This window comes from Pantoea sp. SM3, from assembly GCF_000963995.1.
GTDB lineage: Bacteria > Pseudomonadota > Gammaproteobacteria > Enterobacterales > Enterobacteriaceae > Pantoea > Pantoea rwandensis_B.
Genome location: NZ_JZRD01000001.1, coordinates 58,818 through 80,372 on the forward strand (window position 1 = coordinate 58,818; position 21,555 = coordinate 80,372).

General features: G+C 54.9%; 19 protein-coding genes. 10 read left to right on the top strand and 9 right to left on the bottom strand.

The features are described from left to right. Positions 1–163 precede the first annotated feature (163 nt). Positions 164–616, top strand: coding sequence for a GNAT family N-acetyltransferase (locus VI01_RS00255; RefSeq protein ID WP_045813600.1), 453 nt, complete (start codon positions 164–166; stop codon positions 614–616). Here VI01_RS00255 and apbC read toward each other — a convergent pair. Next, positions 613–1,725: an iron-sulfur cluster carrier protein ApbC gene (gene apbC, locus VI01_RS00260; RefSeq protein ID WP_038645877.1), complete on the bottom strand. Its 1,113-nt coding sequence runs from the start codon at positions 1,723–1,725 to the stop codon at positions 613–615. The two genes, VI01_RS00255 and apbC, sit on opposite strands and share 4 nt — an antisense overlap. 88 nt (positions 1,726–1,813) lie before the next feature. Between apbC and metG the strand changes: the two genes are divergently transcribed. The 6 genes from metG (at position 1,814) to sanA (ending at position 8,753) form a co-directional block, all read left to right on the top strand. After that, positions 1,814–3,901: a methionine--tRNA ligase gene (metG, locus tag VI01_RS00265; RefSeq protein ID WP_255353356.1), complete on the top strand. Its 2,088-nt coding sequence runs from the start codon at positions 1,814–1,816 to the stop codon at positions 3,899–3,901. A 57-nt stretch (positions 3,902–3,958) separates the two neighbouring features. Further along, entirely contained in the window at positions 3,959–4,333 is a 375-nt protein-coding gene (locus tag VI01_RS00270; protein ID WP_034824894.1) for a CidA/LrgA family protein, read from the top strand. Then, positions 4,326–5,018, top strand: a complete 693-nt coding sequence (locus VI01_RS00275) for a CidB/LrgB family autolysis modulator (protein ID WP_045813602.1) — start codon at positions 4,326–4,328, stop codon at positions 5,016–5,018. Before VI01_RS00270 ends, VI01_RS00275 begins: the two co-directional genes overlap by 8 nt. Before the next feature lie 124 nt (positions 5,019–5,142). After that, a complete protein-coding gene (gene cdd / locus VI01_RS00280; protein WP_045813603.1) occupies positions 5,143–6,039 on the top strand; it encodes a cytidine deaminase in 897 nt (298 codons plus the stop codon). Positions 6,040–6,199: 160 nt separating this feature from the next. Continuing rightward, positions 6,200–7,897, top strand: a complete 1,698-nt coding sequence (locus VI01_RS00285; protein ID WP_045813604.1) for an NAD-dependent malic enzyme — start codon at positions 6,200–6,202, stop codon at positions 7,895–7,897. A gap of 136 nt (positions 7,898–8,033) precedes the next feature. Then, positions 8,034–8,753, top strand: coding sequence for an outer membrane permeability protein SanA (gene sanA, locus VI01_RS00290; protein WP_034824903.1), 720 nt, complete (start codon positions 8,034–8,036; stop codon positions 8,751–8,753). A 320-nt stretch (positions 8,754–9,073) separates the two neighbouring features. Here the strand turns inward: sanA and VI01_RS25515 are convergent, their stop codons facing one another. From VI01_RS25515 to VI01_RS00325, 8 genes are all read right to left on the bottom strand, one after another. Further along, entirely contained in the window at positions 9,074–9,562 is a 489-nt protein-coding gene (locus VI01_RS25515; RefSeq protein ID WP_197079553.1) for a hypothetical protein, read from the bottom strand. A 686-nt stretch (positions 9,563–10,248) separates the two neighbouring features. Beyond that, complete coding sequence (mglC, locus tag VI01_RS00295) at positions 10,249–11,259, bottom strand: galactose/methyl galactoside ABC transporter permease MglC (protein WP_038645867.1); 1,011 nt, start codon at positions 11,257–11,259, stop codon at positions 10,249–10,251. 18 nt (positions 11,260–11,277) lie between these two features. Continuing rightward, positions 11,278–12,798 (bottom strand): galactose/methyl galactoside ABC transporter ATP-binding protein MglA, encoded by a 1,521-nt coding sequence (mglA, locus tag VI01_RS00300; RefSeq protein WP_034824907.1) that lies wholly within the window; start codon positions 12,796–12,798, stop codon positions 11,278–11,280. Positions 12,799–12,868: 70 nt separating this feature from the next. Next, the gene (gene mglB, locus VI01_RS00305; protein WP_045813605.1) at positions 12,869–13,864 is read right to left on the bottom strand and encodes a galactose/glucose ABC transporter substrate-binding protein MglB; all 996 of its coding nucleotides are present in this window, start codon (positions 13,862–13,864) and stop codon (positions 12,869–12,871) included. Between the two features lie 304 nt (positions 13,865–14,168). Continuing rightward, positions 14,169–15,209, bottom strand: a complete 1,041-nt coding sequence (galS, locus tag VI01_RS00310; protein WP_045813606.1) for an HTH-type transcriptional regulator GalS — start codon at positions 15,207–15,209, stop codon at positions 14,169–14,171. 141 nt (positions 15,210–15,350) lie between these two features. Then, positions 15,351–16,511: a DUF418 domain-containing protein YeiB gene (gene yeiB / locus VI01_RS00315; protein WP_045813607.1), complete on the bottom strand. Its 1,161-nt coding sequence runs from the start codon at positions 16,509–16,511 to the stop codon at positions 15,351–15,353. 51 nt (positions 16,512–16,562) lie between these two features. Further along, the gene (gene folE, locus VI01_RS00320; RefSeq protein ID WP_034824925.1) at positions 16,563–17,228 is read right to left on the bottom strand and encodes a GTP cyclohydrolase I FolE; all 666 of its coding nucleotides are present in this window, start codon (positions 17,226–17,228) and stop codon (positions 16,563–16,565) included. A 125-nt stretch (positions 17,229–17,353) separates the two neighbouring features. After that, entirely contained in the window at positions 17,354–18,484 is a 1,131-nt protein-coding gene (locus VI01_RS00325; protein ID WP_045813608.1) for a YbfB/YjiJ family MFS transporter, read from the bottom strand. A gap of 104 nt (positions 18,485–18,588) precedes the next feature. On the opposite strand from VI01_RS00325, the gene VI01_RS00330 reads away from it, so the two are divergent. The 3 genes from VI01_RS00330 to fghA are packed head-to-tail and all read left to right on the top strand — an operon-like array spanning position 18,589 to position 21,526. After that, positions 18,589–19,500 carry a LysR family transcriptional regulator gene (locus VI01_RS00330; RefSeq protein WP_038645851.1) on the top strand — a complete coding sequence of 304 codons (912 nt, stop codon included), beginning with the start codon at positions 18,589–18,591 and terminating at the stop codon, positions 19,498–19,500. Positions 19,501–19,546: 46 nt separating this feature from the next. Next, on the top strand, positions 19,547–20,671 hold the full coding sequence (locus VI01_RS00335; RefSeq protein WP_038645848.1) for an S-(hydroxymethyl)glutathione dehydrogenase/class III alcohol dehydrogenase: 1,125 nt from the start codon (positions 19,547–19,549) through the stop codon (positions 20,669–20,671). A gap of 12 nt (positions 20,672–20,683) precedes the next feature. Continuing rightward, on the top strand, positions 20,684–21,526 hold the full coding sequence (fghA, locus tag VI01_RS00340; RefSeq protein ID WP_045813609.1) for an S-formylglutathione hydrolase: 843 nt from the start codon (positions 20,684–20,686) through the stop codon (positions 21,524–21,526). Positions 21,527–21,555 lie beyond the last annotated feature (29 nt).

The window sequence follows — 21,555 nt, forward strand, 5'->3', positions numbered from 1 at the left end:
TATGGCGACAGATGCGCATCAATGCGCACCCTGCGAAAATCCTGCTTTGCTGTAGGGTCACCCTTCCCTGGGACTGTTGCGATATAAAAACCCTGCTTTGATGCAGGGTCAGCATTTATGGCGACCGACACGCAATTTGCCATTCTTCAACTGGAGCCCCTGCTTGGACATTCGATTATTTGAGGAAGCCGATCGCCCTTTTCTGCGCACGCTGTTTCTGGCTGCACGACGTCATAGCTGGACCTGGCTGGATGGCGATGATTGGGCACTGGAAGATTTGGATGGGGTGATATTGGGTGAAACGGTGTTAGTGGCGTTCGTCGAGGGCCATCGCGCCGGATTTGCCGGCATCCTTCCTAACGACAACTTCCTGCACAGCCTGTATGTCGATCCTGACTTTCAGGGTCGCGGCATTGGCAGCGCTCTGCTGGAGGCGGTGCAGCGCCGCTTCACCTCAACCGGTGCCTTGAAATGCCTGATGCTGAATGAGCCCGCGCAGGCGTTTTACCTGAAACACGGCTGGCAGCGTGAAGCCACCGGTGTGAGCGAACAGGGAAAGTACGTGCTGATGCATTTTCCGCTGACGGCGCGCGCCAGCGGAAAAACGCTGCGTTAAACCGCGCGGAAGGCAATATCGGCCGGGATCACGTCCCCCTGCCAATAAAGCTGTGCCGCCACGCGACCGGCTAATTGACGATAGAGTGCGGTGAATTCGCTGTCTGGACGACGGATCACCGTCGGCTCACCATCATCCAGATCCTCACGCAGATTGATGTGCAGCGGCAATTGCGCCAGCAGCTGCGTGTGGTAATCAGCCGCCAGCTTCTGCGCGCCGCCCGTGCCAAATATCGGCTCGTGATGGCCACATTCGCTGCAAATGTGAATACTCATGTTCTCCACAATGCCCAACACCGGCACGCTGACCTTCTCAAACATCACAATGCCTTTGCGCGCATCAATCAGGGCAATGTCCTGTGGTGTCGTCACCACTAACGCGCCGGTTACCGGTACGTTTTGCGCCAGCGTTAACTGGATATCACCGGTGCCTGGCGGCATATCGAGAATCAGGTAATCGAGATCCGGCCACATCGTCTCGTTCAGCAGCTGCATCAAGGCTTTACTGGCCATCGGACCGCGCCACACCATCGCATTCTCATCGGTGACCAGATAGCCAATCGAGTTGGTCGCCAGTCCGTGCGCCATAATCGGTGCCATGTGCGTGCCATCCGGTGAGGTCGGACGCTGGCTTTCGGTGCCGAGCATATTGGGAATCGACGGGCCGTAAATATCGGCATCAAGAATACCTACCTTCGCGCCTTCGGCAATCAGCGCCAGCGCCATGTTCACCGCCGTGCTGGATTTGCCGACGCCGCCTTTACCGGAACTCACCGCAATGATGTTCTTCACGCCTGTCGCGCCGGGATGATTTTTCACCCGCTTGAGCGTGGCGATGTCATGGCGCAAACGCCAGTCAATGGCGCTGGCATGGGTTAAGCGCAGCAGCTCAGCGCTGGTTTGCGCCTTAAGCTCCTCAAAGGCCGAAGCCCACGCAAACGGCATCACCAGTTCGATGTGCAGTTTGCCGTCGAGTAACGCCACATGACGCAGTGCTTTGAGGGTAGTCAGATTGTGATGCAGCGTCGGATGTTCAAAGTCACTCAGCACGCCGATAACCACAGCGCGCAATGCTTCGGGTGAATGATGTTCCCGGGATTGTGAAGTCATCCCAACTCCTTGTGTTTTCATAACGCCAGATAACGGCGGTGTGCTTTCAATAATATCAGATGCCGTCCAGTTGTGTTTACGCCAGAGGGTGCTTCGGGTAACATCTAAGCCCGATTTTTATTCACGGAACGCTACGCAAACTATGACTCAAGTCGCTAAAAAAATTCTGGTAACGTGCGCACTGCCGTACGCAAACGGTTCTATCCATCTCGGTCACATGCTTGAACATATTCAGGCTGACATTTGGGTCCGTTACCAGCGAATGCGTGGCAACCAGGTTTACTTCATCTGCGCAGACGATGCCCACGGCACGCCGATCATGCTGAAAGCACAGCAGCTTGGTATCCCACCTGAGCAGATGATCGCTGAGATGAAGCAGGAGCACGAAACTGACTTCGCTGGCTTCGACATCAGCTACGACAACTATCACTCCACGCACGGCGACGAAAACCGTCAGCTGTCGGAGTTGATTTACGGTCGTCTGAAAGAAAACGGCTTTATCAAGAACCGCACCATTTCACAGCTGTACGATCCGGAAAAAGGCATGTTCCTGCCGGACCGTTTTGTCAAAGGCACCTGCCCGAAATGTAAGTCACCGGATCAATACGGCGATAACTGCGAAGTGTGCAGCGCGACCTACAGCCCAACCGAGCTGATCGATCCGAAATCCGTGGTATCCGGCGCGACGCCAGTACTGCGTGATTCCGAGCACTTCTTCTTCGACCTGCCTTCATTCAGCGCGATGTTGCAGACCTGGACGCGCTCAGGTGCGTTGCAGGAGCAGGTGGCGAACAAAATGCAGGAGTGGTTCGAATCGGGCTTGCAGCAGTGGGATATCTCCCGTGATGCGCCATATTTCGGTTTCGAAATTCCAGGTGCGCCGGGCAAATACTTCTACGTGTGGCTGGATGCGCCAATCGGTTACATGGGTTCCTTTAAGAACCTGTGCGACAAGCGCGGTAACATTGATTTCGACGAGTTCTGGAAAAAAGATTCTTCTACCGAGCTGTATCACTTCATCGGTAAAGACATCGTTTACTTCCACAGCCTGTTCTGGCCAGCGATGCTGGAAGGCAGCAACTTCCGCAAGCCGACCAATCTGTTCGTGCACGGTTATGTGACGGTAAACGGCGCGAAGATGTCCAAATCGCGCGGTACCTTCATTAAAGCCAGCACCTGGCTGCAGCATCTGGATGCGGACAGCCTGCGTTACTACTACGCGGCGAAACTCTCTTCACGCATCGACGACATCGATCTGAATCTGGAAGATTTCGTCCAGCGTGTAAATGCCGATATCGTTAACAAGGTGGTGAACCTCGCGTCTCGTAACGCCGGTTTCATCACTAAACGCTTTGGCGGCAAACTGGCGAGCGAACTGGCCGATCCGGCGCTGTATCAGACCTTTGTCGATGCTTCAGAGAAGATTGGTGAAGCCTGGGCGAGCCGCGAGTATAACCGCGCGATCCGTGAAATCATGGCGTTGGCGGATATCGCCAACCGTTATGTCGACGAGCAGGCACCGTGGGTGGTGGCGAAACAGGAAGGCCGCGATGCTGACCTGCAAGCGATCTGCTCAATGGGTATTAACCTGTTCCGCATTCTGATGACCTGGCTGAAGCCGGTGCTGCCTTCACTGAGCGCGCGTACCGAAGCTTTCCTGAACACGGAATTGAGCTGGGATGCGATTGCGCAGCCGCTGTTGGATCACGATGTCGCTCCGTTTAAAGCCTTGTATGGCCGTATCGAAATGGCCAAGGTTGAAGGGCTGATTGAAGCGTCTAAAGAAGACGCGGCAGCGGCGAACAAACCTGCGGTAACCGGTCCTCTGGCTGACGCACCGATTGGTGAGGCCATCACCATCGATGATTTCGCTAAAGTTGATATGCGCGTGGCGCTGATCGAGAAAGCCGAACTGGTGGAAGGTTCTGACAAGTTGCTGCGTCTGGAACTGGATCTCGGCGGTGAGAAGCGTCAAATCTTCTCCGGCATTCGCGCGGCGTACCCCGATCCGTCTGTGCTGGTCGGCAAGATGACCATTATCGTCGCTAACCTGGCGCCGCGTAAGATGCGTTTCGGCGTGTCAGAAGGCATGGTGCTGTCAGCCGGTTCTGGCGGTTCCGACCTGTTTGTGTTGTCCGTTGATAGCGGCGCAAAACCTGGAATGCAGGTGAAGTAATTGAACAAGCCGCCTTCAGGGCGGCTTTTTTATCGAGACTCTGTTGTGGAGCCTGTCGTGCTAACTGCTTGCTGGCACTATTTGCGTGCCTTTGTGATTATCTATGCCGCGCTCTATGCCGGGAACGGTATTGCTGCTCTGCTGCCGTTTACCATTCCAGGCAGTATTATCGGCATGCTACTGCTGTTTACCCTGCTGGCACTGCAAATCCTGCCGGTGGGCTGGGTGAAACCGGGCTGTCATTTGCTGATCCGCTATATGGCGCTGCTGTTTGTCCCGATCAGCGTCGGCGTGATGGGGTATACCGATATCCTGAGCGCACAGTTTGGACCGATTGTCGTCTCCTGCGTGGTCAGTACCTTTATGGTGCTGCTGATCGTTGGCCTGAGCGCCGAACGTTTGCAGCGCCCGAAGGAGCAGCCTCATGACTGACGCCTGGTGGTCACTGCCGCTCACCGTGGTGGCGTATCTGCTGGCGCGTAAGCTGGCAGCCAAAATCAATATCTCTATCATCAATCCGCTGTTGGTGGCGATGGCGATTGTCATTCCGACCCTGTTGCTCACGCATATCCCTTACACCCGCTATTTCGCCGGCAGCACCTTCCTTAATCAGCTGCTGCAACCTGCGGTGGTCGCGCTCGCATTGCCGCTGTATGAGCAGATGCATCAGATTCGCGCGCGCTGGAAAACCATTATCAGCGTCTGTTTTATCGGCAGCATTACGGCGATGGTGTCCGGCACGGCTATTGCGCTGTGGATGGGAGCTACGCCAGAAATTGCCGCGACGATTATGCCGAAATCCGTCACCACACCGATTGCCATGGCGGTATCCGGTTCACTGCACGGTATTCCCGCCATCAGCGCCATCTGCGTATTGATTGCTGGCGTGCTCGGTGCAGTGTTCGGCCATATGCTGCTGAATCTGTTTAACGTGCACAGCAAATCGTCACGCGGCCTGGCGATTGGCAACGCATCGCACGCGTTGGGCACGGCGCGGGCGGCAGAGATCGATTATCAGGAAGGGGCGTTTAGCTCTTTGGCACTGGTGATTTGCGGCATTATTACTTCGCTGCTGGCACCGTTCCTTTTCCCGCTGTTGATGCACTGGTTGGGCTAAAACTTGCGAGAGATCTCGCAAAGTTGAAACGACTCAATCAGCTTGCATTGTCATAGCGACACAGATCACATATAACCCCATAGGCGGCGCATCGCCGCTAACGCGTTAATGAGGTCATCACATCATGCATCCACGATTTACTGCTGCTTTCTCCGCCCTGCCCGCTGACTTGCAAACTGCGATTCACTCTTTGCTGGATTCAGCTGATTTTAACGGCGTACTACGCCCACAGGATGTGGCGCGTCTGAAGCAGGAGACGGGGCTGGATGAGGATGCCTTAGCGCTGGCACTGTTGCCGATTGCGGCCTGCTGCGCGGTCGCACCGGTGTCTAACTTTAACGTAGGCGCCATTTCACGCGGCGTGAGCGGTCACTGGTATTTCGGTGCCAACATGGAGTTTGAACATGCGCCGCTGCAACAAACCGTGCATGCGGAGCAAAGCGCCATCACGCACGCCTGGCTGCACGGCGAAGAGAAGCTGGATGCGATAACCGTTAACTACACGCCGTGCGGTCACTGTCGTCAGTTTATGAACGAGCTGAACAGCGGCACGGCGATCCGTATCAGTTTACCTAGGCGCGCGGTGAGTACGCTGGGTGATTATTTGCCCGATGCGTTTGGCCCTGCCGATCTGAATATCACTGAACGTCTGCTGACACCGATTCATCACGGCTTCGCTTCAGAAGGTGATGCATTACAGCAGGCGGCAATAGAAGCCGCGAACCAGAGTCACGCGCCTTACAGCCACAGTTACAGTGGCGTGGCCCTGCGCAGCCAAAGCGGCAACCTGTTCACCGGACGCTATGCAGAAAACGCGGCCTTTAACCCGAGTTTGCCGCCATTGCAGGCTGCGCTGATTATGATGAACATGCGGAATGAAGCGCTGGATACCATCCAACACGCTGTGCTGGTCGAATGTGAAGACAGCACGTTGAGTCAGCGCGATGCCACTCGCGCCACGCTCGCGGCGCTGGGCTGTGAAGATTTCTCACTTACTTTAGTTTCGAAAACATCAGTTTAGTGATCCTTTCATCGCTTTTGTGACTTTCTATTAACAAAAGCTGTACATCTGCAAGAATCCTCATAGGATCGGGCGCCAGAACCACTTCACAAGAAACAGGTCTGGCGTTACCTTTTCCCGGTGACACGTCAGAAAACACTGCAACCGGAGCAAAGACTGCATGGAACTCGACTACGAAAGTAAACGTCCGCTGTATATTCCTTACGCGGGTCCGATTCTGCTGGAATTTCCGCTGCTGAATAAAGGCAGCGCCTTCACCCTGGAAGAACGCAACGAATTCAATCTCAATGGCCTGTTACCCGAAGCCGTTGAAACCATCGAAGAGCAGGCAGAGCGTGCCTGGCGTCAGTTCCTGGATTTCAAAAACAATAACGACAAGCACGTCTATCTGCGCAACATCCAGGACACCAACGAAACGCTGTTCTACCGCCTGCTGGATAATCATCTGGAAGAGATGATGCCGATTATTTACACCCCAACCGTCGGCGCGGCCTGTGAACACTTCTCGGAAATTTATCGTCGTGCGCGCGGTGTTTTCATCTCGTATAACAACCGCGATCGCATTGAAGATATGCTGCAAAACGCCACTAAGCAGAACGTGAAAGTGATCGTGGTGACCGATGGCGAGCGTATTCTTGGCCTCGGCGACCTCGGCATCGGCGGTATGGGTATCCCAATCGGTAAGCTGTCGCTGTACACCGCCTGTGGCGGGATCAGCCCGGCGTATACCCTGCCTGTGGTGCTGGATGTGGGAACGAACAATCAGCAGTTGCTGAACGATCCGCTGTATATGGGCTGGCGTCATCCGCGTATTACCGGCGAAGAGTACGAAGCCTTCGTTGATGAGTTTATTCAGGCAGTGAAGCGCCGCTGGCCGAACGTGCTGTTGCAGTTTGAGGACTTCGCGCAAAAGAACGCCATGCCGCTGCTCGAGCGTTATCGCGATGAAGTATGCTGCTTTAACGATGATATTCAGGGCACGGCCGCTGTTACCGTAGGCACCCTGATCGCCGCCAGCCGTGCAGCGGGCAGCCGTCTGTGCGAGCAGAAAGTGGTGTTCCTCGGCGCGGGTTCCGCCGGCTGCGGTATCGCTGAGCAGATCGTCGCGCAGATGAAGTCCGAAGGTCTGAGCGACGACGAAGCGCGTTCCCGCGTGATGATGGTGGATCGCTTTGGTCTGTTGACCGACAAACTGCCTAATTTGCTCGATTTCCAGAGCAAACTGGTGCAGAAGAGTGAAAACCTGAAGGACTGGGATGTGACCAGCGATTCTATTTCACTGTTGGATGTGGTGCGCAACGCGAAGCCAGACATTCTGATTGGTGTGTCCGGCCAGCCGGGTCTGTTCACCGAAGAGATCATCCGCGAGATGCACAAGCACACCAAGCGTCCGATTGTGATGCCGCTGTCGAACCCAACCTCACGCGTTGAAGCCACACCAGCGGATATCATTTCCTGGACCGACGGTGAAGCGCTGGTCGCCACCGGCAGCCCATTTGCGCCTGTGACCTGGAAAGGTAAAACCTACCCGATTGCGCAGTGCAACAACTCCTATATCTTCCCAGGTATTGGTTTGGGTGTGATTGCCGCCGGTGCCACTCGCATCACCGATTCGATGCTGATGACCGCCAGCCGTGCATTGGCCGACTGTTCACCGCTGGTAAACGATGGCGAAGGCCCGGTGCTGCCAGAATTGAAACACATTCAGGGCGTATCAAAGCTGATCGCCATGGAAGTGGGTAAAGCAGCGCAGTTGGCTGGCGTGGCCGTGGTCACTTCAGAAGATGTGCTGTCGAAAGCCGTAAACAACAACTTCTGGCTGCCGCAGTATCGTCATTATCGCCGTACTTCGATCTAATCAGCCAGCGCAGCCGGTGAATACAGTACCGGCTGCGCTTAAAATATCGCCAGCCAACCGGCGTAAACTTGCTTAGCGCCCCCACCTCAAGTAGCCTTTAGCCATCCTTTTTTTCGCCAACCGAGTGCTTACGCGCATGATTAAACGCGTTTTCTTTGGTCTGTTTTTCATCATCTTATTGATGGTGGCGACCGCGCTCGGCCTGGATCGCTGGATCAGTTGGAAAACCGCGCCCTTTATTTATGAAGATGTCACTTCGCTGCCGCATCGTCAGGTCGGGGTGGTCTTAGGCACGGCCAAGTATTACCGCACTGGCGTCATCAATCAGTATTACCTTTATCGCATTCAGGGTGCGCTCAACGCGTACAACAGCGGCAAGGTGAATTATCTGCTGTTAAGTGGTGACAACGCGCTGCAAAGCTATAACGAACCGATGACGATGCGTCGCGATCTCATCAAAGCTGGTGTCGATCCTGCCGATATCGTGCTCGACTATGCCGGATTCCGCACGCTGGATTCAATCGTACGCACCCGCAAAGTGTTCGATACCAATGATTTCATCATCATTACGCAACGTTTCCACTGTGAACGCGCGCTTTACATCGCCCAGCACCTGGGGATACAGGCGCAGTGCTATGCCGTGCCGTCGCCGAAAAATATGCTGTCAGTGCGTTTCCGTGAGGTCGGCGCACGTTTAGGCGCGCTGGCTGATTTGTATCTGATGAAACGCGAGCCTCGCTTCCTTGGGCCGCTGGTGCCGATTCCGGCGGTGCATGAAGTGCCAGAAGATGCGCAGAGCTATCCGGCGGTGACGCCTGAGCAGTTGCTGGATTTGGAAGAGAAGTTACAGAAGTAATGCTGCCAGAAGCTATTGTGGTGACGCTGGCTGGTGACGCTTTGGACTGATGTGGTGACACTGTCTGGTGACGCTTTGGGCTACCAGGGTGGCGCTGTCTGGCGCCGCTTTCGGCTGCGAGGGTGACGCTGTCTGGTGCCGCTTTGGGTTGCGAGGGTGACGCTGTCTGGTGCCGCTTTGGGGGCTGGCGGTCCTCGCGCCGCTAACGCGGTGCCTTAACGCCGTTCGTCTGCCTTACGGAACGGCGGGGATGGCACATCCATGTGCCGCCCCGCCTTCCGCCCGCATCCCTGCGGGCTATCCTGGCATCCTCACTCTGTTCAGCGCTGCGAAATGCCTGCCCCCAAAGCGGCACCAGCCTGCTCCTGAACTTTGTTGCTTGCTGTTAAATAAGGGCAGGCAACTTCAAGCCTTAACCGCTCGGCTGCAAGGGCGTTGCTCGGATGCCATGCATTTGATCTAAAGGCAGACACATAGCTATTCCCCATCTCTCTTTGCCACTGCAAAAACCAATGTGTTAACCGAGCATCTGTTTGGAAAACGGGCACAACGTTTGAGGCCATAGCCCCTTTGCTGCTGGAATGACTATCTGCAGAAGCCGCATTGTTGTGAGAAAACGGGCACAACGCTTGAGGCCATAGCCCTTTTGCTGCTGCAAGGGCTATCCGCAGTAGCCACATTATTGTGAGAAATGGGCACAACGTTTGAGGCCATAGCCCTTTTGCTGCTGCAAGGACTATACGCAGAAGCCGCATTGTTGTGAGAAAACGGGCACAACGCTTGAGGCCATAGCCCTTTTGCTGCTGCAAGGGCTATCCGCAGAAGCCACATTGTTGTGAGAAATGGGCACAACGTTTGAGGTCATAGCCCCTCTGCTGCTGCAAGGGCTATCCGCAGAAGCCACATTGTTGTGAGAAACGGGCACAACGTTTGAGGCCATAGCCCCTCTGCTGCTGCAAGGGCTATCCGCAGAAGCCACATTGTTGTGAGAAATGGGCACAACGTTTGAGGCCATAGCCCCTCTGCTGCTGCAAGAGCTATCCGCAGAAGCCACATTGTTGTGAGAAATGGGCACAACGCTTGAGGCCATAGCCCTTTTGCTGCTGCAAGGAATATCCGCAGAAGCCGCATTGTTGTGAGAAAACGGGCACAACGTTTGAGGCCATAGCCCCTCTGCTGCTGCAAGGGCTATCCGCAGCGCTGAGGCTTTTACGTTGGGCCAGGAGCCAGTCGCAGGGATGCGACTGGCAGTTCGGGTTGGCCAGGACGGCCTTACCCGAACGGTCCGTCGGCACGACGTGGAAGCCGAAGGCACCGCGTCAGCGGCGCGAGGACTGCCCGGCAGCAGCAGAGGGGCTAAGGCCCACCCCGCACCCGCCCTTCACCCTTCACCCTTCGCCCTTCGCCCTTCGCCCTTCGCAGTATGCACAAATAAAAAGGCCACCATTCATAAAATGGCAGCCCTTTGCAGTGATGTTTTGCTGTGTGCTAAGTCTTATTTTTTACGTGCGTACTTCAGTGAATCCAATGCGACGGCAAAGATGATGATGCCGCCCTTGATGATGTATTGCCAGTAAGGGTTCACGCCGATATAAGTCAGACCGTAGTTGATCACGGTGAAGATAATCACACCGGTCACCACGCCTGCCACGGTACCCACGCCACCTGCAAATGACACGCCGCCAACCACGCAAGCCGCAATCGCATCCAGCTCATACATAAAGCCGAGGTTGTTAGTGGCACTGCCGATACGGCCCGCTTCCAACATCCCGCCGAAGGCGTAAAACACACCTGACAGCGCATAGACCAGAATCAGGTTCAGCGGCACGTTAACACCTGAAACACGTGCAGCCTCTGGGTTGCCACCGATAGCGAAAATGTTCTTACCGAAGCGCGTCTTATTCCACAGAATCCAGACGAAAATAATGGCGATAAACGCGTAGAAGGTGATGAATGACAGCTTAAAATCACCGAAACGCAAGAAGCCCTGGGCAAAGGTGGAGAAGCCAGAGTCAAAACCAGCAACCGGTGAAGCACCGACGAAGTCGTAATACAGCGAGTTAATGCCGTAAACGATAATCATGGTGCCCAACGTGGTGATAAACGGTGTCACCTTCAGATAGGCAATGATCACGCCGTTCACCAGTCCAATCACACCACCGATGATGCACACGGTCAGGATAACCAGTGGAATCGGCACCGTATCCAGATGTGGGAACACCTTGTTGGCGTTATCCATCGATTGCAGCAAGGTGGCGGCAACCACCGCGGCCAGACCGACCTGGCGTCCGGCTGACAGGTCAGTACCCTGCGTCACGATCAATCCGGCCACGCCCAGTGCAATAATAATACGCACCGAAGATTGGGTCAGAATGTTACTCAGGTTCATCAAACTTAAAAACGTCGGATCCTGGAAAATAATAATTGCCAGCAGTACCAACAGGACAACGTAAATGCCGCCCTCTTTTAACCAGGTTAGCGCATTCTTTTTAGTAGTCGCTTTCATGTTAAAGCCCTTGCTTCATTAAAGGTGTAATGACGCTAAACGCAGGATTTCATTCTGCGAGGTCGTTTTGGTCTCGACAATGCCCGCTACCAGGCCATTACTCATCACTAAAATACGATCGGTAATTCCCAGCAATTCTGGCATTTCAGAAGAGATAATAATGATCCCCTTCTCTTTCTTCGCCAACTCAGAAATAAGCTGATAAATTTCGAACTTAGCACCGACGTCAATACCGCGTGTCGGTTCATCCAGCATCAGAATTTCCGGCTGAGTTAATAACCAACGACCAATAATAACTTTCTGCTGGTTACCACCGGAAAGCGAACCAATTTGCGTATGATGACCCGGCGTTTTCACGCGCATTGAATCAATCACCCACTGGGTATCACTCTTCATGCGCTTATTATCAAGCAAACCCATGCTGGATTTATATTTCTTAATATTGGAAATAAGCGAGTTAAAACCAATATCCAGATAGGCATAAATCCCGGTTGAACGACGCTCTTCCGTCACCAGCGCAAAACCGTGGTTAATGGCTTCATTCGCGCTGTGGTTATTGATCGCTTTGCCGTGCAATTTGATGGTACCGCCCGACTTCTCACGAATCCCAAACAGGGTTTCAACGATGTCAGTACGCTTCGCACCCACCAGGCCGGCAATGCCCAGAATCTCCCCTTTGCGCAGGTCAAAAGAGATATCGCGGATCGACGGTTGACGCAGCGAAGTTAAATGGCGCACCTCAAGAATGGTCTCACCCGGCACGTTGGTTTTGTCCGGGAAGCGCTGATTCAATGAACGACCAACCATCATGGCGATGATCTTATCCATATCCAGCCCTTCCAGTGGCTGGGTGGCAATCCATTGTCCATCACGCAAAATCGTAATCTCATCACACAGCTGGAAAATTTCTTCCATTTTGTGCGAGATATACACAATACCGCAGCCACGATCTTTCAGCTTACGGATAATAGTGAACAAGTGATTCACTTCTTTTTCGGTCAACGATGACGTCGGCTCATCCATAATGACGATTTTCGCGTCATAGGAAAATGCCTTGGCAATTTCAATCATCTGCATTTGCGAAACAGAAAGATTGGCCACTTTATCACGTGGATCGATATCAATATCTAATTCATCAAAGATCGCTTTGGTATCGCGATACATTTTATCCTGATCAACAAACACACCTTTGCGTGGATAGCGGCCAAGCCACATGTTATCCATCACGTTGCGTTGTAAAACCAGGTTTAATTCCTGATGCACCATTGAAACGCCATTCTCCAGCGCTTCTTTGGAACTTTTATAATCAATCTCTTCACCCTGAAACAGAATGCTCCCCGTATCCTTTTTATAAATACCAAACAGGCATTTTAATAATGTGGATTTTCCGGCGCCGTTTTCGCCCATTAAGGCATGGACTGAGTGCGGCCGCACTTTCAAATTCACATTATCTAAGGCTTTCACCCCTGGAAATGATTTCGAGACATTCGTCATCTCCAGCAGATATTCACGCTGTGCGGTCGGATTCTCACTGGCCATAATTTACCTGGCTAAATAAAACGTGGGTCAGATGCAATAAGGCGCGGCGTGCTGCCGCGCCCGGTACGTATTACTTCACAAACTGAGACAGGTTTTCTTTATCGACTGGTACGTAAGGAACACGTACGATTTTGTTTTCCATCTTGAAGGTCGTACCCGCAGTTGGCTCTTTGCCATCGGCCAGGTTCTTAGCGATATCAATGGTGGCTTTCGCCTGGTTTTCCGCATCGTTCAGCACGGTACCGGCCATCGCACCGGATTTCACCAGCGCCAGCGCTTCTGGCAGCGCATCCACACCAAACACCGGAATGCTGGTTTTGTTGTGGGCTTTCAGGGCTTCGACTGCGCCCATTGCCATCGCATCGTTGTTAGCAATGATCACTTCAATTTTGTTGCCGTTCGGGCCAGACAGCCAGGCATCAACTTTATCTTTTGCCTGCGCGGTATCCCACATCGCGGTATCCATCGCCAGCTGCTGAGTTTTGAAACCATCGGTGTTCAGGGTTTCGATCACGTATTTGGTACGCGCTTCAGCATCAGGGTGGCCCGGCTCGCCTTTCAGCAGCGCAAACTGAATCTGACCATCTTTGTTCAGATCCCAGGCTGGAGTCGCTTTCCAGTGCTTCTCAATCAGTTTGGCCTGGATGATGCCTGACTCTTTAGAGTCGGTACCCACGTAGTAGGCTTTCGGGTAGCTAGCCAGCACTTTGGCGTTCGGCTCTTTGTTGAAGAACACTACTGGCACATCATTCGCTTTCGCTTTGTCGATCACCACTGCCGCAGCAGCAGGATCAACCAGGTTGATTGCCAGCGCTTTCACGCCTTTGGCCATCAGTACGTCAATCTGGTCGTTCTGGGTAGACTGGCTGTTCTGCGAGTCATTCATCAGCAGCTGGATGCCGCCCAGTTTTTTGGCTTCGCTATCGATGTCTTTGCGAACCATAGACATAAAGTTGTCGTCGTATTTATAAATTGTCACGCCAATGCGGGTATCCGCGGCGTGCGCAGTTGCACCAAACATCATGCTGGCAACCAGTGCTGTGAGCGTGAAAACCTTCTTATTCATGGTATCTCCGGTTTTTTATGTAGGGCATATCATCGCGCTGTGCTGCCTGCGGGCAACCAGCGCAGTCGGTTCAAACTCATTTATGGGGCGGACGCGTAACGCAAAGCCGGGCCACCATCGCTATCCTGACTTCCCTGTACGTAAACGCTTCCTGAAGAGTGTTGTGAACTATTTCAATCGGCTACCGAAACCTGACCGGAGAAGGAAAACCCGGCGTTACATGATGTTTCAGTCCGGTAAGACGCTGCCATCATAGTGAGCGCCATGTTAATTAACTGTGAATGTAATCACAGATTGGAAACGGTTACACTGCGCTATCGCCCGAATTAGTGACCGACTCCACAATTTGCCGCTGAGCGACCGAATGGCGGCGTACCAGGGTCGGCATAAAGCAGTGTGTGGCATCAGGATCGAGTTCTCCGGCTGCGCCCTTCAGCGCCAGCTCCGTGGCCAGTTTTGCCATGGAAACAATAGGATAGCGTACGGTTGTCAGCTGTGGATCGGTGTAACGCGAGATGGGAATATCATCAAAGCCGACGACGGAGAAGTGCTGTGGCACCTGAATACCATTGTCTTTCAATGCGGTTAGTGCACCAGCGGCCATGCCGTCACAATAGGAGAAGATGGCGGTTAAATGCAGGTTACGACCCAGTAACTCCACCATCGCTGCTTCACCGCCCTGCATATCCGGTTCACCATGGGCAATCCAGGACTCCTGCGGGCGAATCCCCTGCTCTGACAGGGCCTGCAGCCAGCCTTCGCGGCGTTGTGTGACATCTTCAATCGGGTGGCTGGAGCTAAGATAGCCAATGCGTTGATGACCCTGTTGTAACAACATGCGCGTTGCCAACAGAGATCCCGTTACATTATCGAGGCAGACACAGCGATGCTCATAGCCCGGAATAGTGCGGTTTATCAACACCATACCCGGAACCTGGTCCATAAAATGAGTCAGTTCAGCGTCTGAAAGCGTTTTCGCGTGGACCACTAAGGCGTTACATCGTTGGCGGATCAGCACCTCAATGGCATGGCGCTCTTTCTCTTCCTGGTGCCATGAGTTGCTGATCAACACGTGTTTGTGAACACGCTGTGCCACGGTATCTACTGCTTTCACTAATGCGCCAAAGAAGGGATCGGATACGTCCATCACCACCACGCCGATGGTGTCACTGACCTGGGTGGCCAGTGCCTGCGCATTGGCGTTAGGGCGATAACCCAACGCCTCCACCGCCTGTAGCACGGCTTCGCGGGTATCAGGGGTAACTGCACTGCTGTTATTGAGCACACGCGACACGGTGGCTACTGATACACCGGCCTGACGGGCGACATCTCGAATCGTTATCATGCAGCTGTTCCACAGAGGAGAAAATGCGCGACAAGCGCGTAACGGCGCTATTTTGTCAGGGCATTTTGTTCAGCTGCGTGAATCACGTCACACGGATGAAAACGGTTACATACAAATCTGCAACCTTTGTGATGAACATCATTATCTGATGCGGGAGGAAGGCTCCGTCTTACCAGCGGCGAGACGCGTGAGTTTGCGCCAGATCCACTCCATCGGCCCCTGCGGGAAAAAGCGCAGCCAGAGCACTGAAAACAGGATATTAACCAACCAGATAACCGGGACCAGTGCCAGCAAATGCAGGCGATCAAACTTGAGGAACAGATTGAAACGGTAGAACAGCGTGGTACAGATCAAGGTCTGCAGCAGATAGTTACTGAGCGCCATGCGGCCAACGCATTGCAGCGCATAGCTGAAACGCGTGGCAGCGATTTGCGGCCAGAAGCCAAAGCAGAGCGCCGCATAACCGAGGCTGATAAACGGGCTGGCAAGATCGCGCGGCACCTGCAACAAAAAGCCGCTCCAGCGGAATTCCCAGCCCAGCAACCACTGCGCCACAATGCCGGGGATGGCAATCAGCCAGCCGATCGTCAGCAGCAGCGCGGCCGAGCGGCGGTAGTGCTGCACGCTGAACTCGCCTTTTAGCCAGCCGCTGCGCATCAACGCCGCGCCAATCAGCATCAGTCCCGCCAGCTGCCAGCCGTACTGCGCGGCGAGCGCCATCAAGCTGGAGGAAAGATGTTCAAGACGGTTCTGAATCGCTTCCCAGCCGCCGACCAGTTTCCAGTAGCTTTCATACTCGATATCGGCGGCACCCGGCAGCCACGATCGTCCCGGTTCAGGACTGGAAATGCCCCAGAACACCAACAGCACGCCGCAACCAATCAGGTAGAGCAACACGCCAGTTTGCAGTAAAGCTTTGTCGGAGGGCACTTCGCGCAGCATCCGCCAGATAATCAGCCCGGTCAGACCATAATCCAGCAGGATATCCCCTTCCCAGAAGAAGATGCTGTGAATGAAACCCAGCAGCACCAGTAACGTCAGGCGCGCCGACATCCAGCGACTGCCGCGTGGGATTTGCAAATACAGGCCGCCGCCGAACAGCAGCGCAAACAGCGTGAGGAATTTCAGCTGCGCCAGGCCATCCATTATCGCCCAGGTCCAGGCATCGGAAAATGAAACAGCGCCCTGCCACGCCGGGTTGAGATAGGCTGCTGAAGGCAAGCCAAACCCCACGATATTGAGCAACAGAATGCCGAGAATGGCGCAACCACGAATGAAATCCAGCGCAAGATAGCGTTGCATCGAGTGACCTGACGGAGAGAGAAAACGGGCGGCAATAAGCCGCCCAAAGGATTAGCTGTGACGCACCGCGCGTAAGAACTCCTGGCGCGTATTCTGGCTGGACTTGAACAGCCCACCCAGCGATGTGGTGGTGGTGGCACTGGTGGCATCTTTCACGCCACGCGCTTTCACACAGTAGTGCACCGCATCAATCGACACCGCTACGTTGTTGGTGCCAAGCAACGTTTGCAGCGCCACCAGCACTTGCTGGGTCAGACGCTCTTGCACCTGTGGCCGCTGGGCAAAGAACTGCACAATGCGGTTGATCTTCGACAGACCAATCACTTTCTCTTTCGGGATGTAAGCGACGGTGGCTTTTCCGTCGATAATCACAAAATGATGCTCACAGGTGCTGGTCAGGGTGATATCACGCACGGTGACCATCTCATCGACCTTCATCTTGTTCTCGATGACGGTGATTTTCGGGAAGTTGGCGTAATCAAGACCAGAGAAGATCTCGTCCACGTACATCTTGGCGATGCGATGTGGCGTCTCCATCAGGCTGTCATCTTCCAGATCCAGATTCAGCAGCTGCATGATTTGGGTCATATGACCGGCGATTTCACGCTTGCGGGTTTCGTCATCCATTTCGCGCACCGGGGCGCGTAACGGCGTTTCCAGGCCACGCGCCAGCAGCGCTTCGTGAACCAGGGCGGCTTCCTGACTTAAGGTGCTCATCGTACTCTTTCTCCGGCAGGTGATGCGCCCGCAGATCGTCGCCTGCGGGGGAAATTCTGAGCGCGTATTGTGAAACACAACGCGCGCGTAATCCAGCAATCAATCCAATCGGAGATGAAAGCTTTTCATGGTGCCGAACGGCGCAGCACCAGTAAGCCTGCCAGAATCAGCGCGCCACCGGCGACCCACAAGGCAGGATCGAGGCGGTGCCACAGCAAGCTGGAGATCCATGACAGCAGCGGCCCGCCCAATTGCCCAACTGCGTAGCCGGTAGTCAGCAGCCCGGCCAGATAGCGCGCGTGATGCGGCGCCAGCTCACGGCCGTATTGCAGCGTCAGTTGAACCACGCATAAGAACCCGCCGCCGACTAACAGCGCGCTAATTAACAGTCCATCCAGCCCCGGCAGGACAATCGCGGAGATGACGCCCAAAGCCTGCGCCCAGAGCACCACTGCCAGTCGCAGATGGCTGCTGCCCCAGCGCCGCGTCAAAATGCCGAGCACAATGCCAATCACCGCCGCGCCGCCAAACACCGGCCAGACAAACTGCGCCAGCGCACTGTCCGGGAAACGCGCGGCAGTCATCTGCGACAAGAAGGTTGCGGGCAGAATGTAGCCGAAGCCCGCCAGGCTGTAGCTCAGCACCAGGCGTTTCAGATTACCATTGAGCACCAGCGGCGCAGGTGCCTGATCGGGTCGATGTAACTGCCCGCTGCGCGGTAAAAAGCGCGCAATGGCAGCGATAAACAGCAACGCCAGCAGGCCATAAGCCGCCCAGCCTAATGCCGCGCTGGCACCACTGGCATGCAGCGCCACCGCCAGCATACCGCTGAGGAATATGCCGGTGCCCGGTCCGGCAAACACCGCCGCCGACAAGCCCGGTCGCCCATGATGCAGCAGCTGCTCGTTGCTCCACGCGGCGATCAGTACCATCGCCCAGCCGCTGGCACCGCCAATCACGAAGCGGATCAAGCCGTGCAGCCACGGCCCGCTGACGCAGGCAGACAGCAGCGTCAGGATCACCGCGCCCCAGACACCCAGCTGCAAACGCCACTCCACACGCTGGCGAGCACGCATGGCATCGAAGGAGCCACACAGGTAACCAAGATAGTTGAGCGCCGCCACCAGACTGGCGCTGGTCAGGGTAAGCTGATGGTCCTGAATCATCAGCGGCACCTGCGGGGTGAAAGCAAATCGCCCAATCCCCATGGCAACCACTAAACTTAAAAACGCGCTCAGCGCGACACGAAACGCCATTCCCACTCCCGTTCAGATTCTTTTAGCACTTGTTATTAGCATGCATGACGGTTACACTCACGAAAAGTGAATAATATTAACCAAGTTGTTTACGGAAAGAGAATATGGATTTAGTACAACTCCGCATGTTCTGTTCTGTGGCCGAAACCGGTTCGCTGGCGCGCGCCGCGGAGCTATTGCATCGCGTGCCCTCCAATCTCACCACCCGTTTGCGCCAGCTGGAAGAAGAGATTGGCGTCGACCTGTTTATCCGTGAGAAGCAGCGTATTCGATTGTCGCCAATGGGCCACAATTTCCTGAATTATGCTCAGCGCATCCTCAGCCTGAGCGATGAGGCGCTGAATATGGCCCGTGCCGGGGAACCGGGCGGGAACTTTGCCTTCGGTTCGATGGAGAGCACCGCCGCGACCCGTCTGCCCGGCCTGCTGGCGGCTTATCATCAACGATTTCCCAACGTGGCGCTATCGCTGGTCACCGGCACCTCGGGCGACATCATCGATAAAGTGCGCGCCGGTACGCTGGCGGCCGCGCTAGTGGATGGCCCTGCCACCCATGACGATCTCAATGGCTGCATCGCCTTTCGTGAGGAAATGGTGCTGATCACCAGTCTCGATCACGACCCGATTACCAGCGCCCGCGACACGCAGCATGACACGTTGTTTGCCTTTGGTAACAGCTGTTCGTATCGCACCAAACTGGAGTCCTGGTATCGCGAAAGCCAGACCTCACCAAAAAGCGTGATGGAGATTCAGTCTTATCACGCCATGGTGGCGTGTGTGGCAGGCGGTGCGGGCGTGGCGATGATTCCGGCGTCGGTGCTGACGCAAATGCCCGGCCGCGCGCGCGTGCAGGAACATGCTCTGCCACCCGCTTATCGCGATACCGCTACCTGGCTGATGTGGCGACGCGACGCCTTCACGCCCAACGTGGAAGCGCTGAAGTATTTGATTATTGAAATGTTTGACGACCGCCCACTTAACGATGAGTTGCTGCACCCGCTGCAAACCGCTGAGTGAGTTTTTAATTTTAAGTAAATCACGACATCTGAAGAAGAGGGATTGCATGAACATGATTAAAACCCGCGCTGCCGTTGCCTGGGCAGCGGGCGAACCGCTGAAAATCGAAGAAGTGGATCTGATGCCACCGCAGAAAGGTGAAGTGTTAGTGCGCATCGTCGCCACCGGCGTATGCCACACCGATGCTTATACCCTGTCAGGTAAAGATCCTGAAGGCGTGTTCCCGGCAATCCTCGGTCACGAAGGCGGTGGCGTGGTGGAAGCCGTGGGCGAAGGCGTGACCAGTGTGGCGGTGGGCGATCACGTGATCCCGCTTTACACCCCAGAGTGCGGCAAATGTAAGTTCTGTCTGTCAGGTAAAACCAACCTATGCCAGGCCATCCGCTCTACCCAGGGTAAAGGTTTGATGCCAGATGGCACCACCCGTTTCTTCAAAGACGGTCAGCCGATCTTCCACTACATGGGCACCTCAACCTTCTCTGAGTACACCGTGGTACCGGAAATCTCACTGGCGGTGATCAGCAAAGAAGCGCCTCTGGAAGAAGTGTGCCTGCTGGGCTGCGGCGTGACCACCGGCATGGGCGCTGTGATGAATACCGCCAAGGTGAAAGAAGGCGACACCGTGGCGATCTTCGGCCTCGGCGGCATTGGTTTGTCGGCGATCATTGGCGCGAAGATGGCGAAAGCCGGTCGCATCATCGGTATCGATCTCAACACCAGCAAGTTCGACCTGGCGCGCAAACTGGGTGCCACCGACCTGATCAACCCGAAAGATTACGACAAGCCGATTCAGGATGTGATTGTTGAACTGACCGACGGCGGCGTGGACTTCTCCTTTGAATGCATCGGTAACGTCAACGTGATGCGTTCCGCGCTTGAGTGCTGCCATAAAGGCTGGGGCGAGTCTGTGATTATCGGCGTGGCCGGTGCCGGTGAAGAGATCGCCACGCGTCCGTTCCAGCTGGTGACCGGACGCGTTTGGCGCGGTTCAGCGTTTGGTGGCGTGAAAGGTCGCACCCAACTGCCGGGCATCGTGCAGGATTATCTGGACGGCAAGTTCGCGCTGAACGATTTCATCACCCACACCATGCCGCTGGAAGAGATTAACGACGCCTTTGATCTGATGCACGAAGGGAAATCTATTCGTTCGGTTGTGCATTTTAACAAGTAAAAAGGAGGCGTTATGGCATCCACTCTGGAACTGCTGGAAGAACATCGTATCTTCGGCGGCTGGCAGCAGCGCTGGCGTCATCAGTCGGCGGTGCTGAACTGCCCGATGACCTTCAGCATTTTCCTGCCGCCACCGCAGGATGACACGCCGCCGCCGGTGGTGTGGTTTCTCGCCGGACTAACCTGTAGCGACGAGAATTTCACCACCAAAGCCGGTGCGCAGCGTGTTGCCGCTGAGCTGGGTCTGGTGCTGATAATGCCGGACACCAGTCCGCGCGGTGACGAAGTGGCCAATGACAGTGGTTACGATCTCGGTCAGGGCGCAGGTTTTTACCTCAACGCCACGCAGCAGCCCTGGGCGACGCACTATCGTATGTTCGATTATCTCAGCGAGGAGTTGCCGGCCCTGGTGGCGGACAATTTCAAAGTGAGCGATCGTCAGTCGGTAATGGGGCATTCAATGGGCGGACATGGCGCGCTGGTATTGGCGTTGCGTCAGGGTGGACGTTTTGCTTCGGCATCTGCGTTCGCACCGATTGTGAATCCAACTGAAGTGCCGTGGGGACAAAAAGCGTTCAGCGCCTATCTGGGTGAAGATCGCCAGACGTGGCGCGAATGGGACAGTTGTTTGCTGATGCGCGAAGTGGAACAGCGTTTGCCGATTCTGATCGATCAGGGGGATAGCGATCAGTTCCTCGCCGATCAGTTACGTCCGGAGCGCCTTGAAGCAGTAGCGCGTGAGCAGGGTTTCCCGCTGGAGCTGCGTGTTCAGCCGGGTTACGACCACAGCTACTTCTTTATCGCCAGTTTTGTCGAGGACCATCTGCGGTTCCACGCGAAGCATCTGTTGGTGTAAATCACGCCAGTTGATGTAGATAACAGTAA

Bases quoted from the DNA above. Each gene is read 5' to 3' on its own strand.
- apbC (WP_038645877.1), bottom strand. From the start codon at position 1,725: ATGACTTCACAATCCCGGGAACATCATTCACCCGAAGCATTGCGCGCT.
- VI01_RS00275 (WP_045813602.1), top strand. From the start codon at position 4,326: ATGACTGACGCCTGGTGGTCACTGCCGCTCACCGTGGTGGCGTATCTG.
- cdd (WP_045813603.1), top strand. From the start codon at position 5,143: ATGCATCCACGATTTACTGCTGCTTTCTCCGCCCTGCCCGCTGACTTG.
- VI01_RS00285 (WP_045813604.1), top strand. From the start codon at position 6,200: ATGGAACTCGACTACGAAAGTAAACGTCCGCTGTATATTCCTTACGCG.
- sanA (WP_034824903.1), top strand. From the start codon at position 8,034: ATGATTAAACGCGTTTTCTTTGGTCTGTTTTTCATCATCTTATTGATG.
- mglC (WP_038645867.1), bottom strand. From the start codon at position 11,259: ATGAAAGCGACTACTAAAAAGAATGCGCTAACCTGGTTAAAAGAGGGC.
- mglA (WP_034824907.1), bottom strand. From the start codon at position 12,798: ATGGCCAGTGAGAATCCGACCGCACAGCGTGAATATCTGCTGGAGATG.
- mglB (WP_045813605.1), bottom strand. From the start codon at position 13,864: ATGAATAAGAAGGTTTTCACGCTCACAGCACTGGTTGCCAGCATGATG.
- galS (WP_045813606.1), bottom strand. From the start codon at position 15,209: ATGATAACGATTCGAGATGTCGCCCGTCAGGCCGGTGTATCAGTAGCC.
- yeiB (WP_045813607.1), bottom strand. From the start codon at position 16,511: ATGCAACGCTATCTTGCGCTGGATTTCATTCGTGGTTGCGCCATTCTC.
- folE (WP_034824925.1), bottom strand. From the start codon at position 17,228: ATGAGCACCTTAAGTCAGGAAGCCGCCCTGGTTCACGAAGCGCTGCTG.
- VI01_RS00325 (WP_045813608.1), bottom strand. From the start codon at position 18,484: ATGGCGTTTCGTGTCGCGCTGAGCGCGTTTTTAAGTTTAGTGGTTGCC.
- VI01_RS00330 (WP_038645851.1), top strand. From the start codon at position 18,589: ATGGATTTAGTACAACTCCGCATGTTCTGTTCTGTGGCCGAAACCGGT.
- VI01_RS00335 (WP_038645848.1), top strand. From the start codon at position 19,547: ATGAACATGATTAAAACCCGCGCTGCCGTTGCCTGGGCAGCGGGCGAA.
- fghA (WP_045813609.1), top strand. From the start codon at position 20,684: ATGGCATCCACTCTGGAACTGCTGGAAGAACATCGTATCTTCGGCGGC.